Genomic DNA, 12,932 nt, shown 5'->3' on the forward strand with positions numbered 1-12,932 from the left:
CCTGTACGGTTCAAGATGGGACCAGCGCGTCGAGCTGGGCGCGGGTCGGCAAGCCTTCCATGTCGCCGGCCACCTGGATGGCGAAGGCGCCGACCCGGTTGCCGCGCCCTACCGCCTGCGCCAGCGGCAAGCCTTCCAGCAAGGCGCTGACCAGGCCCGCCGCGAAGCCGTCGCCGGCGCCCACCGTGTCGACCACGTTGGCCACGCGCTCGCCCGCCACCATGCCGCTGTCGCCATCGGCCGTGCGGTAATAGGCGCCCTCGGCGCCCAGCTTGATGACCACGAGGCGCGCGCCCTGCTGCAGATAAAAGCCGGCGACGTCGTGCGGCAGATCGTGGCCGGTGAGGATTTTTCCCTCCCCCAGGCCGGGAAGCACCCAGTCCGCCTTGGCGGCGAGGCGGTTGATCTGTTCCACCATGACGGCTTTCGACGGCCACAGCGAGGGGCGCAGGTTCGGGTCGAACGACACGGTGCGGCCGTTGGCGCGCATGAAGTCAAGCGCCTGGCTGGCGAACGCCAGGCTGGTCTCGGACAACGCCGCGGCCACGCCCGTGGCGTGCAAATGGCGCGCGGACAGGAAATAGGCGGGATCGAAGTGCTCGGGCGCCAGCCGGCTGGCGGCGGAACCCTTGCGGAAGTATTCGACCAGCGGATCGGCGCCGTTCTCGGCCTTCTCCTTGAGCAGGAAGCCGCTGGACTGGCCGGCGACGGCGACGACCCGGCTGCAATCGACGCCCTCTGCCTGCACGCTGGCGCGGATGAAGCGGCCGAACGAGTCGTCGCCCACGCGGCTCAGCCAGCCGACTTTCAAACCCAGGCGCGCCAGGCCGATGGCGACATTCGTCTCGGCGCCGGCCAGGCGGCGCGTAAAGTGCGCCACGGTCGCCAGGTCGCCCGTTTGCTCGGCAACGAACATCGCCATTGCCTCGCCATAGGTAACAACGTCAAGCTTCATCATGCAGCCTCCAGTATCTGAATATAGCGGCCCGTTTCGGCCACCAGGTCGGCGCCCTCGAGCGGGAATTCGATGGCCCGCTGCACGGCCGGCGCAAAGTGCGCGAAGACGGCGCGCCAGGCCGGATCGGCGTCGGAAACGGCGCAGGCGGACAGCCGGCCCCCGTCGTCCAGGACCGCCTTGCAGTGCACATAGCGCACGTACGGCGCCAGCAGGCGCGCCGCCTGCTGCGCGTCCTCGCCCACCCAGCGCCAGTTGCCGATATCGAAGGTCAGCCCCACGGGCAACCCGATGTCGCGCGCCGCCGCCAGGAAGCGCGCCATCGTCGCGAGCTTGCCGCCGTGGGCCGTCTGGTCGTTTTCCACCAGCAGCGCCACGGGCGCGGCCTCCAGCTTGGCCTTCAAGGCCGGCAAGTCCGGCGCGGCCGGGTAATGGCCCAGCGACACCTTCAGGTAGCGCGCGCCCAGGCGCGCCGCCTCGTCCAGCATCTGCCGCAGCAGTTCGTGTTGCAACCGTCCATCCTCGTCCCATAATTCGATGGGCGTGGAATACACGCAGTACAGGCCGCGCGCGGCCACCGCCGCGCCCATGCGCGCCAGGTCCGGCAAGTCGGACGTGAACAGTTCGCGGCGGATCTCGATGCCTGCACCGCCCGCATCGGCCACCACGTCGATGAAATGGCTTTGCCCCAGCTGCCTTACCCTGCTTGCGCCGTAGGCCGACGCCGCCACCAGGACGGGGCTCACTTGATCGCTCCCGCGCCGACGAACTGGCGCGCTTCGGGCGTTTGCGGGTTGCTGAAGAAGGCTTCCGACGGCCCGCTTTCCCACACCAATCCCTGGTGCATGAAGACGGTGACGTCGGCCATGCGCCGCGCGAACTCCATCTCGTGCGTCACCAAGAGCATGGTCATGCCAGCCTGCGCCAGCTCTTCCATCACCTTCAGCACTTCCTGCGTCAGTTCCGGGTCGAGCGCCGAGGTCACTTCGTCGAACAGCATCACTTGCGGCTCCATCGCCAGCGAACGGGCAATCGCCACGCGCTGCTGCTGGCCGCCCGACAGCTGCTCGGGATAGGCTTCGCGCTTGTGGTCCAGGCCCACCTGCTTGAGCACGCGCAGCGCCGTGGCGCGGCCCTGGACATCGGGGACCTTCTTGACGATGCGCGGCGCCAGCATGACGTTTTCTTCCACTGTCAGGTGGGGGAACAGGTTGTAGCTCTGGAAGACCATGCCGACATCCTTGCGCAAGTCGAGCAGGTGTTCCTGGCGCGCCGTCAGCGTGTGGCCGGCCACGACGATGCTGCCGCTGTCGATGGTTTCCAGGCCGTTGATACAGCGCAGCATGGTGCTCTTGCCGGAGCCGCTGCGGCCGATCACGGCGATCACCTGGCCACGCTCGACGGCGAACGACACGCCCTTGAGCACGTGATTGGCGCCGAAGCTCTTGCTGATATTGTCGATTTCAACGATGGGCATGGAATTTCCTTTCCAGTGAATGGCTGTAGCGCGACAGCGGATAGCACATCGCGAAGTAGATCAGGGCGACGATGGGGAAGACGATGAACGGCAGGAAGGTCGCATTGCTGACCAATTGCCCTGCCCGCGTCAGTTCCACCACGCCGATGATCGAGGTGATCGAAGTGTTCTTGATGATCTGCACCATGAAACCCACGGTCGGCGGCAGCGAATGGCGCAGCGCCTGCGGCAGGATGACGTAGCGCAGCTGCTGGTAGCGGTTCAGCGCCAGCGCGGCCGATGCTTCCCACTGCTGCCGCTGCACCCCTTCGATGCAGCCGCGCCAGATCTCGCCCAGGTAGGCGCTGGCGAAGATCGTCATCGCCGCGCCGGCCGCGATGACCGGCGACAGCTTGTAGCCGAACAGGGCCAGGCCGTAATAGGTCAGGAACAGCACGATCAGCACGGGCGTGCCCTGGACCAGCTGAATGTACAGGGCGCTGATGAAACGCAGGAAGGGGCTGCGCGCCGTGCGCAGCAGCGCCACCGCGAAGCCGGCGATGCCGCCCGTGATGAAGACGATCAGCGACAGGCCGATGGTCCAGCGCGTGGCCTCGAGCAGGAATTGCAGGTTATCCCAAGAAAAGTCACTGATCATGTCATGCTCCCATGCGCGCCGCGCCCAGACGGCGGCGGCGTTTGAAGACGATCTGGCCCAGCACCCAGAAGCTGAAGCGGAACAGCAGAGCCAGCAGGATGTACAGCACCATCACGACGATGTAGATCTCGAAGCTGCGGAAGGTTTCCGAGTCGAGCAGATGCGCGGCGGCAGTCAGCTCTTCGGCGGAAATGGCCGACACGACGCTCGAGGCCAGCATCATCAGGGTGAACTGGCTGGCCAGCGCCGGATACACTTTTTCCAGCGCCGGCAGCAGCACCACGTGGCGCATCACCTGCCAGCGCGTCATGCCCAGCGCCTGCGCTGCTTCCATCTGCGACGGATGCACGGCGCCGATACCGGCGCGCACGATTTCCGCCGCATAGGCGCCCAGGTTGACCGTCATGGCGACGAGTGCGGCGCCGTTCGCATCGAGCTGCAAGCCCAGCGACGGCAAGCCGAAGTAGATGATGAACAGCTGCACCAGGAACGGCGTGCTGCGGATGATCTCGACATAGGCGCGCACCACCGCGCGGGCATAGGCGGGACCGCTCTTCAGGATGACGGCAGCACACACGCCCACCGCCAGCCCCAGCACCATGGACAGGGCGCTCAGGCGTACCGTCAGCGCCGCGCCCCACAACAGGCGGTCCAGCGACTGCATGACGAGTTCGAAATGAAATTCATACGGCATACTCAACTCCTTTCTACGTGCGCGTCCCCGGCCGCGCCACCATGGCGGCGCGCCGTGCGGACGAGCACTATCGCTGTGCGGGTGGCGGTATCAGAAGGTCGGCAGCGCCGGCAGCGGCGCGCCGCTCCACTTGCGCGCGATGGCGTCGAGTTCGCCGTTCAGCTTGACGTAGTAGATGAAGTTGTTGAGCCACTGGTGCAGCTCGAAGTCGCCGCGGCGCACGGCCATCGAGTTCGGTTGCAGCGAGTAGGAGAAGCGGACCTCGATCTTGCCCGCGCCGCGCGTCTTGATGATGTCGAGCGCCATCGTGCTGGGAATCGAGACGGCGTCGACCTGCTTGCTGAGCAAGGCCTGGGTGACGGTGGCGTCATCCTCGAAACGCACGATGCTGGTGCCGGCCGGCGCCATGCGGCTCAGCGCCGTGTCATTCGTGGTGCCGCGCGTCACGCCCACCTTCTTGCCCTTCAGGTCGGCCAGGGCCTTGAATTTGCCGCCGACCGGCGCAACGATGGCCAGCTCGAACGCGCTGTAGGGCATGGTGAACATCAGGGTCTTGGCCCGTTCCGGCGTGGGCGCCAGGGTCGCCACGAGGAAGTCGACCTTGCCCGATTCCAGCGACGGTACGCGAGACGGCGCCGTCAACGGGACGATTTCCACGGGCAGGTTCAGGTATTTTCCGATCAGGTTGGCGACGTCGACGTCATAGCCGACGGGCACGCCCTTGGCGTCGATGCTGCCAAACGGCGGCGTGCCGCTGACGACGCCGATGGTCAGCTTGCCCTTCTTGATCAAGTCGCCAAGCGTCTGGGCGCCGGCATCGGCCGCCGCACCGAAGGCGCATGTTGCTGCCAGCGCGCAGGCCACGATTTTCGCGTAAAACAGTGTCGTCATCTTCATGCTTCAGTCTCCTGTGATCCCGGTACCGGCCTCGTCGAGGCGCTTCCGGGAATATTGTCAAATGGACGATTCAGATCGTCTCTTGCCGTGTCATTACAACTTCATGCCAACTTCGTGCAACCATTGTCCTGCCTGTCTATCCATGCCCCTTTCCTGGCTGAATACAATCTATGAAACCGGTTCCATAACCTTCCCAAAAAAAAGGGCAAGGCCCTCTTCCCCGTCAATCGCCGCCCCGGGTGGAGTTGCGCACAATCAGCTTGCCCGGCAACAGCACCTCACGCGGCGGGCACTGCTCGCCCTGCAGGCGCGACAGCATGCACGTCATCGCCGAAAACCCGATCTCGTATGTCTGCTGCTCGATCGTGCTCAGGCCCGCCAGCGGCGACCATGGCAATTCGTCAAAGCCCAGCAAGCCCACGTCCTGCGGCATGCGCAATGCGAGGCGCTGCAGCATCAGTGCCAGTTCCAGCGCCACCATGCCGTTCGAGGCCAGCAGCGCCACCCGGCGGCCGCGCCATTGCGCCAGGCATAGACGCACCTGCGCGTCGATGGAGGGTCTGTCGTCCAGGTCCACCGCCAGTACTTCGCCCACGCAGCCCGGATGCTCGGCCATCACGGACTGGAAACCGTCGGCGCGCATCAGGCGCGAACTGACGCCCGTCAAGGGCGGCGCGACAAAGGCGATGGCGTCGAAACCCTGCTCGATCAGGTGCGCGGTGGCCAGCCGGCCCGCCTGCACATTGTCCAGGCCCACCAGGTCGAAATCGGCGCCCTCGATGCGGCGGTCGACGAGTACGATGGGCATGTCCGCCTGCTGCAAGTCGGACGACTCGATATTGCGTCCCTGCGTGTTGACGATCAGCCCTTCCACGCTGTACGAGCGCAGCGCGGCAAGCGACTGGCGTTCGCGCTGTTCGTCATTGCCGGTATTACATAAAATCAAGGTATAGCCATGCTGCTGGCAAGCCGCTTCCACGCCTTGCAGCACGGCCACCGTGTAGGGATTGAGCATGTCCGCCACGACCATGCCGATCAAACGCGTGCGTCCCCGCTTGAGGCCGCGCGCCATCTGGTTCGGCTGATAGCCGAGGCGCGCGATGGTGCTGGTGATCTGCTGGCGGATGTTCTCGGACAGCGCATCGAGTTCGCCGCCGAGAAAGCGCGACACGCTGGTCTTCGACACGCCCGCCTCGCGCGCCACCTGGGCGATGGTCACGGGCCGCGCCGGCTCGCCGGACACTGTTTTTTTATTGCCGTGTACTGAATCCAAGCTTGTTCTCCACTACCTGTTGACCTGCATATTTTTATTTTGGAACCGGTTCCAAAGATAGCACCCACGAATCGATGACGCAAGCGATTTGATTGCCTGTGGCGGCGAAGGAACAAGATGGGGGCATCAATGTAAAGGCGCCGCCCGCCCCTTGCAAACGCAGGGGACGGGCGGCGCGGTGGTTTCAAGACTGTTTACTGGACCACGGTGTAGCACGGCACGTAAGCGGTGCCCGCCAGTTTCATGCGGTGCTGCGCCACGAATGAAGCGAGCAGCGCATCCATGGGGCCGGCGATGGATTTGTCGCCGTGGATCTCGAAGTTGCCGTACTTTTCGATCGAGCGGATGCCGTCATCCTTGACGTTGCCCGCCACCACGCCCGAAAACGCGCGGCGCAGCTGGGCTGCAAGCAAGTGCGTGGGCTGGTTCTTGTGCAGGCTCAGGTTGCGCATGTTTTCATGCGTGGGCTGGAACGGTTTCTGGAACTCGTGGTCTATCTTCAACAGCCAATTGAAGTAATACGCGTCGCTGTGCGCCTTGCGGAATTCGCGCACCTGGCGGATGCCTTCGAGCATTTCGCGCGCCACCAGTTCCGGGTCGTCGATGATGATCTTGTAGCGCTGCTGCGCTTCCGGGCCCAGGGTGTCGTGGATGAACTGGTTGATTTGCACGAAGTATTCGCGCGACGTTTCCGGGCCCGTGAAGATCAGCGGGAAAGGAATCTCGGCATTGTCCGGATGCAGCAGGATGCCGAGGATATACAGAATCTCTTCGGCCGTGCCCGCGCCGCCGGGGAACACCACGATGCCGTGGCCGGCGCGCACGAACGCTTCCAGGCGCTTTTCGATGTCCGGCATGATGACGAGGTCATTGACGATGGGGTTCGGCGACTCGGCCGCGATGATGCCCGGCTCGGTGATGCCCAGGTAGCGGCCATTGTGCAGGCGCTGCTTGGCGTGGCCGATGGTGGCTCCCTTCATGGGGCCCTTCATGGCGCCGGGGCCGCAGCCGGTACAGATGTCGAGGCCGCGCAAGCCCAGCTGGTAGCCCACTTCCTTCGAATAGTTGTATTCGGCGCGGTTGATCGAGTGCCCGCCCCAGCACACGACCAGGTTCGGGTTGAGCTGGGTTTGCAGCACGTTCGCGTTGCGCAGGATGTGGAAGACGGCGTCCGTCACGCCTTCCGTGCTCTGCAAGTCGAATTTCGGGTTGCCCGTCACTTCATCGCTGACGAAGATAATGTCGCGCAGCACGGCAAACAGGTGCTCGTGGATGCCCTTGATCATCTTGCCGTCGACAAAGGCGATGGCCGGCGCGCCCTTGATGTCGAGCTTGATGCCGCGCTCGCGCTGGATGATCGAGATTTCAAACGACTGGTAGCGCTCCAGCAGGGCGCGGCCATCGTCGATGGTGCTGCCGCAATTCAAGACCGCCAGCGCGCAGCGGCGGAAGGTGTTGTACAGGCCGCCCTGGCTGGTGTCGAGCAGTTTGTTGACTTCAGTCTTGGAGAGCACGTCCAGGCGGCCTTCCGGTGAAACCAGAGTATCGATAACGTCGTGTTCCATAATGCGAAAAATCCCTTTAAAAATCGATGCTCGAAGGTCTTGCAGCCTTAATATACGACAAGTCAGGCAAGTTGTGCTGTGCCGCCGCAAAATCGCCGGGCCCGCCCTTGCCTGCAAACCGGTTTGACTAATATGAAACAGTCATTCTTGCTAATGCGAATCGAAACCTTCGCTCAGCGCAATTTGTAGATTAGAATGCCAGCCTATTGGAATTCCCGTGCGTGAGGTTCTTCATGAGAGTCCCCGCCGCCCGCAGACTTCCATAAGTTTGTTGTATCGATTGACTATAATAATTTTTCAGGAGGAACCGCATGAGCGGTGCGACTACGCCCAACAAGGAAGCCGTTATTCCCGAGTTCAAGCAGATTATGGGCCATCCAAGCCCATTGTGGATGTTGTTCATGACTGAATTCTGGGAACGCTTCGCGTTCTACGGAGTTCGCTGGGCGCTGGTCCTGTACATCGTGGCCCAGTTCCACGCTGGCGACGGTTCGGGACAGGCAGCGGCCAACCTTACCTACGGTTCCTTCCTCGCGCTGGTGTACGCCGGCGCCCTGTTCGGCGGCTACATCGCCGACCGTGTCATCGGTTACCAGCGCTCGATCCTGCTGGGCGCCGTCTTCATGGCTGCCGGCCTGTTCTGCATCTCGGTACCGAACCAGGACATCTTCAACCTGGGCCTGGCCACCATGATCGTCGGCAACGGCATGTTCAAGCCGAACATCTCGACCATGGTCGGCAAGCTGTACACGACAGCCGATCCGCGCCGCGACAGCGGCTTCACGATCTTCTACATGGGTATCAACATGGGCGCCATGGTTGCCCCTGTCTTCACCCAGTGGCTGGCCGAGTCGATCTTCGGCACCAGCGCCATGCCGTCGTACAAGATGGTCTTCATGGCCTCCGGTTTCGGCATGCTGATCAGCCTGGTATGGTTCGCCATCGGCCGCCGCGCCCTGAAAGGCATCGGCGCTCCGGAAGCCGGTTCCGGCAACCCGATGCGCGTCGTCTGGGTGGCCGTCGGTTCCCTGTGCGTGATCCCGCTGATGTACTTCCTGCTGACCGTCGGCGCTGAAAAGCTGCAAATCGTCCTGACCGTGCTGTTCGTCGGCCTGGCCGTGATGCTGATGATCGAAGGCATACGCAACGGTAAAGTTGCGCGTGACCGCGTCATCGCCATGCTGCTGATCTTTGTCTTCAACATCCTGTTCTGGATGTTCTTCGAACAGGCAGGCAGCTCGTTTACCTTCCTGGCCGACAAGATCGTCAACCGCGACCTGGGCTTCTGGATCTTCCCGACCGCCTACTTCCAGACCGTCAATTCGGTCGCCATCATCGTCTTCGCGCCGATCATCGCCGCCATCTGGGTTTTCCTGGCGCGCCACAACGTCAATCCTTCGATTCCGCGCAAATTCGGCCTGGGCTTGCTGGGCAATGCGCTGGCCTTCGGCCTGCTGATCTTCGCTCTGTCGAGCCTGGTTGGCGCCGATAACAAGATCCCGTTCTGGACCCTGACCACCGTGTACGTGCTGCAATCGATCGGCGAGCTGTGCCTGTCGCCTATCGGCCTGTCGATGGTCACCAAGCTGGCGCCAGTGCGCCTGGTCGGCCTGGGCATGGGCGGCTGGTTCCTGTCGACCGGTATCGGCAACAACCTGTCGGGCATCTTCGCCAGCCACGTCAGCGGCACCAGCGGCATGTCGGTGCAGTCGGCCCTGTCCGGCTACACCTTCGGCTTCTGGTCCCTGCTGGGCGCCGGTGTCGTGCTGTTCCTGATCGCACCGCTGATCAACAAACTGATGCACGGCGTGAAGTAAGCTACTGCCTTAGCTGACAACGGCGGCCTGCGGGCCGCCGTTTTTCATTCCAGCGCCGGTTTTTGCCCGGCCGGGCGGTACAATACGGCCAGGGCCGCCGGCCACTCCACCCACATCACCAAAGAATATTATGTCCAGCATCTCCACCACCACGCCCCTCTCCGACGACGAATACGCCGAACTCGACACCCTGCTGGCCGCGCCTGCGCTGGAAAACCGCGCCATGGATGTATCGATGCTGGAAGGTTTTCTCACGGCCGTCGCCCTGAGCCCGAAACAGATCGCGCCGGAACAGTGGCTGCCGTGGGTGTGGGACAAGGCGACCGGCAGCGTCTTGCCAGCACAGGACGAGGCCAGCGAACGGGCGGCCAGCCTGGCGCAGCGCCACCATGCCTACATGGTCGAATGGCTGGCGAAGGACCCGGACAGCTTCGAGCCCATCTACGTCTGCGGCCCCGAATGGAGCGTACCCGCCTGGTGCGCCGGTTTTGTGCTTGGCACGAGCCTGGACAAGCCCCAGTGGGCGGCCCTGGCCGTCAGCCATCCGCAATACCTGGCGCCGTTCCAGCACCTGGCCACGGCCAGCGAACTCGATGACGATGCGGCTGAAACAGCCATGGATGGCGTGATTCCCGCCGTCATCGCCATCAACGCGGCCTGGGCGCGCCAGCGCCACCTGAAACAAAGCCAGCCCGGCGCCACGGTCTTGCGCGAACTGCCGAAGACGGGCCGCAACGACCCGTGCCACTGCGGCAGCGGCAAGAAGTACAAGAAATGCTGTGCCGACGCCGATAGCGCGGCGACCTAAGGCGATTCCTCCTTGCGCCAGCTGCTGACGGCCATCCTGCGCTTCCTGCTGCGCCACGCGCTGCAGTTCGCGCTGTTCATCGTCATCCTGCTGGCCGGACGCATGCTGCTGGCCGAATGGCGCGCCTACAGCGCCGGCAGCGAGGCCGTAGGTGCACTGAGGCTGGCCGCCGACGGCGCCGATCATCATGGCGCCGGCCTGGCCGCTGCCGCCACGGCGCGTGTCAACGCCTTGCAAAAAGCCTCGCAAGCGGCCATCGCCACCCGCCTGGCGCAAGTGCAGGCGCAACTGACCACCTTGCGCGCGCGGCAGCAACCGTCGCTGTTTACGCTTCCCCTGCCCGACACGCACACCCTGGCCCTGCATGCGCAGGAAGAAGCCACGCACCGCGTGGAGATCGAAGTGCTGGCGCAGGAAGCACGTTATCTGACCGCCCTGCAAGCGGCGGTCAACGGCGAAGATGCGCGGCAGACCCTGGCGCGCCTGCACGCGGAACATGTGCGCGCGTATGCCGCGCTGCAAGCCAATCTGCGCCAGCGCCGGGAACTGGAAGCGCGGCACCCGCTGGCGGCGCGCCTGCCCGGCAGCGACGCCTACGCGCAGCTGTCGCAGCTCGAAGCGCAAGGCCAGCGCTTGCGCGAGATCAACTTGCAAGCCTATCAGGCCTGGACAACGCAGCGCGCGCGCACCAGCGCCACCCACTCTTCCCGCCCCGCCCCATTCGCCATCGACACGCAAACCTTGGCCGGCGCGCTGGCGCCCGTGCAGGTGGCCATCGCGGCGGGAGAGGAACAGCTGGCGCGCAACTGGATCGCCCGCTGGCGCGCACCCGTCATGGACGTGGCGCCCACGGCCGCCCTGCTGGTGCTGTCGGCCATCTTGCTGCCCGTGGCGATCAAGGCCTTCTTTTACTTCGTGCTGGCGCCCATTGCTGCCCGTTTGCCGCCGCTGTCGATCGCGCGCGAGCTGCAGATCAATGGCACCTCCCTGCCCCTGCCGCCGCAGGGCGAATCGCGCATTTCCGCCGTCTCGCAGGCATTGCTGCTGCAGCCTGGCCAGCGGATGCTGATCCATCCCGAATACCTGCAATCGTCGCCCGTCAGCAGCACCAAGCGCACGCAATGGCTGCTGGACTGGCGCTTCCCGTTCACCAGCCTGGCCGCCGGCATGGTGGCGCTGACCCGGCTGGAAAGCGGCGAGCCGGCATCCGTGACGATATCCGCCAGCGACGACCCGCTGCTGGAAGTGGCGATCGTCCACCTGCCAGCCGGCAGCGCCCTCGTGTTCCAGCCACGGGGCCTGGTCGGATTGATTGCCGATGCGGGCCAGCCTTTGGCGATCAGCAGCCACTGGCGCCTGGGCAGCCTGCACGCCTGGCTCACCCTGCAGCTGCGCTTCATCGTCTTTCGCGGCCCCGTCACCCTGATCGTGCGCGGCTGCCGTGGCGTGCGCCTGGAGCGGGCCGGCCAGGGACGCTCCATCAGCCAGTCCGCCACCCTGGGTTTCAGCACCGACGTGCTGTACTCGACCCTGCGCAGCGAAACCTTCATCCCCTATCTGCGCGGCCAGCAGGCGCTGCTCAACGACCGCTTCGACGGCGGCAACGGCGTCTACCTGTACGAGGAAACCCCGCGCCACGGCAAGCATCCGGGCAAGGTGGGCAGCTGGTTCGAGGGTTTCACGGACGCGATCTTGAAAGTGTTCGGTATCTAGCCGGCCAACCATTCTATGTTGGCAATCCCATCGTCAATCTGGCGGACAGGAACGCTGGCAAGGCGGCACGCATCGTGCAGCAATGCCCGCATGAATTCGGTCACGGCTACACGAGCTTCGAGCAAGCGATCGAGCTGGCCGTCGGCGATGGCCACCGCCCGGCGCGGGAAAAGATCATCGTGCTGACCTTGACGCAGGCAACGGCGCAAAGGGCCGAGGATGAACTGCGGGCGTGGTTTATGCCCGGCTAAAGGCCACACCCTCCGGCACAAAATCCGGCTGCAGCAAACCAAAGACGTGCAGATCGACAAACACGCCATTTAACAGCTCCCCCTGCCGCAGCACGCCTTCGTGCGTAAATCCCAGCCGCTCGGCCAGCGCCATGCTGGCGTGATTGCCGGCCGCGCACTGCAATTCGATGCGGTGCAACTGCAGCGCGCCAAACGCATGCGCCAGGACGGCGCGTACCGCAGCGCTGGCGATGCCCCGGCCCTGGTACTGGTGTCCGAGGTAGTAGCCAATTTTCGCTTTCCGGTCCGCTGTATCGATGTCTTTCAGGCGGATGCTGCCGCACAAGGCCGTGCCGGAGAAAACATGCCATTCCAGGACTTCCCCGTTGGCCGCGCCCGCGGCAGCGGCCTGCAGATAGGCCTGCGCCTCGCCGAACGAGTCCAGCTGTACCACGGCGGGCAGATAAGCTTGCAGGTGCTCACGGTTTTGCGCCACCAAGGCGGCCAGCGCTTCGGCGTGTTCAGGCAAGGTTGGAACAATAGAGATATCAGGAAATGCTGAAACAGTCAGATGCATATGTCCCTGGCGGGCCGGTAAAGTGAAAGTAGAAACACACAGCGTATCGCTACGCCGCAATCGAATGCGACACCGTCAGCCACTCGCCCGGCTGCAGATTCGCCGCCGCCTCGCGCGTGGCCAGCACGCTGTCGGGGTCCAGGTCGGAGCGTTTCAGCTTGTAGGAATAGGCGAAATCATCGGCATCGAATGCCTGCCCTGCCTTGACGTAATACTTGAAGCCGACAAAGGAATCGGGATTGGTGACGACCGAGTACTCAAGCGTGACATTGTTCATGGCGGGCCTCGT

General features: G+C 64.1%; 14 protein-coding genes. 4 read left to right on the forward strand and 10 right to left on the reverse strand.

Features of this window, described 5'->3' with window-relative positions:
- Nucleotides 1-10: 10 nt before the first annotated feature.
- The 8 genes from AC54AG_RS09310 to ppnN all read right to left on the reverse strand — a co-directional run bounded on the left by AC54AG_RS09310 (nucleotide 11) and on the right by ppnN (nucleotide 7,498).
- The gene (locus tag AC54AG_RS09310) at nucleotides 11-958 is read right to left on the reverse strand and encodes a sugar kinase (protein WP_496630119.1); all 948 of its coding nucleotides are present in this window, start codon (nucleotides 956-958) and stop codon (nucleotides 11-13) included.
- Nucleotides 955-1,701: a sugar phosphate isomerase/epimerase family protein gene (locus tag AC54AG_RS09315; RefSeq protein WP_496630120.1), complete on the reverse strand. Its 747-nt coding sequence runs from the start codon at nucleotides 1,699-1,701 to the stop codon at nucleotides 955-957. Before AC54AG_RS09315 ends, AC54AG_RS09310 begins: the two co-directional genes overlap by 4 nt.
- Nucleotides 1,698-2,432, reverse strand: coding sequence for an amino acid ABC transporter ATP-binding protein (locus AC54AG_RS09320; RefSeq protein WP_496630121.1), 735 nt, complete (start codon nucleotides 2,430-2,432; stop codon nucleotides 1,698-1,700). Before AC54AG_RS09320 ends, AC54AG_RS09315 begins: the two co-directional genes overlap by 4 nt.
- Nucleotides 2,419-3,069, reverse strand: coding sequence for an amino acid ABC transporter permease (locus AC54AG_RS09325; protein WP_034755387.1), 651 nt, complete (start codon nucleotides 3,067-3,069; stop codon nucleotides 2,419-2,421). Before AC54AG_RS09325 ends, AC54AG_RS09320 begins: the two co-directional genes overlap by 14 nt.
- 1 nt (nucleotide 3,070) lies before the next feature.
- The gene (locus AC54AG_RS09330) at nucleotides 3,071-3,763 is read right to left on the reverse strand and encodes an amino acid ABC transporter permease (RefSeq protein WP_496630122.1); all 693 of its coding nucleotides are present in this window, start codon (nucleotides 3,761-3,763) and stop codon (nucleotides 3,071-3,073) included.
- A 90-nt stretch (nucleotides 3,764-3,853) separates the two neighbouring features.
- Complete coding sequence (locus tag AC54AG_RS09335; protein ID WP_046683003.1) at nucleotides 3,854-4,660, reverse strand: transporter substrate-binding domain-containing protein; 807 nt, start codon at nucleotides 4,658-4,660, stop codon at nucleotides 3,854-3,856.
- Between the two features lie 223 nt (nucleotides 4,661-4,883).
- Nucleotides 4,884-5,933, reverse strand: a complete 1,050-nt coding sequence (locus AC54AG_RS09340) for a LacI family DNA-binding transcriptional regulator (RefSeq protein WP_496630123.1) — start codon at nucleotides 5,931-5,933, stop codon at nucleotides 4,884-4,886.
- Nucleotides 5,934-6,127: 194 nt separating this feature from the next.
- Nucleotides 6,128-7,498, reverse strand: a complete 1,371-nt coding sequence (gene ppnN, locus AC54AG_RS09345) for a nucleotide 5'-monophosphate nucleosidase PpnN (protein ID WP_046683005.1) — start codon at nucleotides 7,496-7,498, stop codon at nucleotides 6,128-6,130.
- Nucleotides 7,499-7,866: 368 nt separating this feature from the next.
- Between ppnN and AC54AG_RS09350 the strand changes: the two genes are divergently transcribed.
- The 4 genes from AC54AG_RS09350 to AC54AG_RS09365 all read left to right on the forward strand — a co-directional run bounded on the left by AC54AG_RS09350 (nucleotide 7,867) and on the right by AC54AG_RS09365 (nucleotide 12,087).
- Complete coding sequence (locus tag AC54AG_RS09350; protein ID WP_436969529.1) at nucleotides 7,867-9,315, forward strand: peptide MFS transporter; 1,449 nt, start codon at nucleotides 7,867-7,869, stop codon at nucleotides 9,313-9,315.
- A gap of 130 nt (nucleotides 9,316-9,445) precedes the next feature.
- Complete coding sequence (locus AC54AG_RS09355) at nucleotides 9,446-10,123, forward strand: UPF0149 family protein (RefSeq protein ID WP_496630124.1); 678 nt, start codon at nucleotides 9,446-9,448, stop codon at nucleotides 10,121-10,123.
- Nucleotides 10,124-10,135: 12 nt separating this feature from the next.
- Nucleotides 10,136-11,836 (forward strand): hypothetical protein, encoded by a 1,701-nt coding sequence (locus AC54AG_RS09360; RefSeq protein WP_496630125.1) that lies wholly within the window; start codon nucleotides 10,136-10,138, stop codon nucleotides 11,834-11,836.
- A gap of 74 nt (nucleotides 11,837-11,910) precedes the next feature.
- On the forward strand, nucleotides 11,911-12,087 hold the full coding sequence (locus tag AC54AG_RS09365; protein ID WP_496630127.1) for a hypothetical protein: 177 nt from the start codon (nucleotides 11,911-11,913) through the stop codon (nucleotides 12,085-12,087).
- Here the strand turns inward: AC54AG_RS09365 and AC54AG_RS09370 are convergent.
- Nucleotides 12,074-12,595: a GNAT family N-acetyltransferase gene (locus AC54AG_RS09370; RefSeq protein ID WP_496630128.1), complete on the reverse strand. Its 522-nt coding sequence runs from the start codon at nucleotides 12,593-12,595 to the stop codon at nucleotides 12,074-12,076. The two genes, AC54AG_RS09365 and AC54AG_RS09370, sit on opposite strands and share 14 nt — an antisense overlap.
- Before the next feature lie 97 nt (nucleotides 12,596-12,692).
- Nucleotides 12,693-12,920 carry a hypothetical protein gene (locus AC54AG_RS09375; protein ID WP_034755374.1) on the reverse strand — a complete coding sequence of 76 codons (228 nt, stop codon included), beginning with the start codon at nucleotides 12,918-12,920 and terminating at the stop codon, nucleotides 12,693-12,695.
- Between the last annotated feature and the right edge of the window lie 12 nt (nucleotides 12,921-12,932).

The sequence above is a fragment of the Janthinobacterium sp. BCJ23 genome, from assembly GCF_059617945.1.